This is a genomic window from Pseudomonas sp. L-22-4S-12, from assembly GCF_009799935.1.
Classification (GTDB): Bacteria; Pseudomonadota; Gammaproteobacteria; order Pseudomonadales; family Pseudomonadaceae; genus Aquipseudomonas.
The window spans coordinates 1-895 of record NZ_WELL01000019.1; the positions used below are offsets into that span (position 1 = coordinate 1).

General features: G+C 69.4%; 1 protein-coding gene and 1 pseudogene. Both read right to left on the minus strand.

Going from position 1 to position 895, the window contains the following annotated elements; all coding sequences use genetic code 11:
* Window positions 1-425, minus strand: a 425-nt coding sequence (locus F3I16_RS20945) for a type IV pili methyl-accepting chemotaxis transducer N-terminal domain-containing protein (protein WP_178116702.1), incomplete at its 3' end; no start/stop codon positions are given.
* A 74-nt stretch (window positions 426-499) separates the two neighbouring features.
* Window positions 500-895, minus strand: a pseudogene (locus F3I16_RS20950) (hypothetical protein); the annotation flags it as partial.

The window sequence follows — 895 nt, forward strand, 5'->3', positions numbered from 1 at the left end:
TGGCGTTCGATCAGCAGCACCACCTGCTCGCTCTGCGCCAGCAGCTGGTCGCTGAGCTGCAGCAGGTGCACGGCCTGTTCGCGGCTGGGGCGCGACAGGGCCAGCTCGCGGTAGGCCTGCCAGGTGCTGCCGGCCTGTTCCAGGGCGGCGCGGATATCGGCGTTGGGCGCGTATTCGCTCAAGGCGAGGAAGTTGCTTTCGAAGCGCGCCACGCTCTGGTCGAGCTGCTGCAGCGCCACGTCGCTGCGCACTTCGGCGCCGATCATCAGGTAACTCTTGGCGATGCGCTGGCTGAGCATGCGCTGCATGCCGGCCAGGTTCATCGCCTCGGCATCGCCGATCGCCGCCCAGGCGGGTGGGCAGAGCAGGGCGAGGCCGAGCAGAAGGCGGCCAAGCAGGTGAGGGTTAAGCAGACGGCTGAACATGTGAATCTCCAGAGGCGTGCGGCGGCAGGCCGCCGCACGCCGGTCGGGCAGGGCCCCGTTGCGGGGCCGGACGATCAGTAGCTGTACTGCAGCTGCAGCCAGGCCTTGTCGGCATCGACGGCGAAGTCGTCGGCGTCATAGCTGGCGTACTTGAGCAGACCGACCAGGCCCTTCACGCCCGGGATCGGGTGGGCGTAGGACAGGTCGATCTCCTCGCCGTACTGGCTGCTGCCCTGCTCGGCGCGAAAGTCGTGGTACCAGGCCTGCAGGCTGCCGCCGAGCAGCGGCACGGTGACTCCGGCGTAGGCGTCCTCGACGCCGTCGGCGGGGGTGATGAGGAACTGGTCGGCCCAGCCCTGGAAGGCGTGCTTGGTCGCCAGCGGGGTCTGGAAGGCGCGGTTGCCCGGGCCCTCGTCGCCGCCCAGCACTTCGTAGCCGGCCTTCAGCGCCACGCCCTTGAGGGTGTAGCC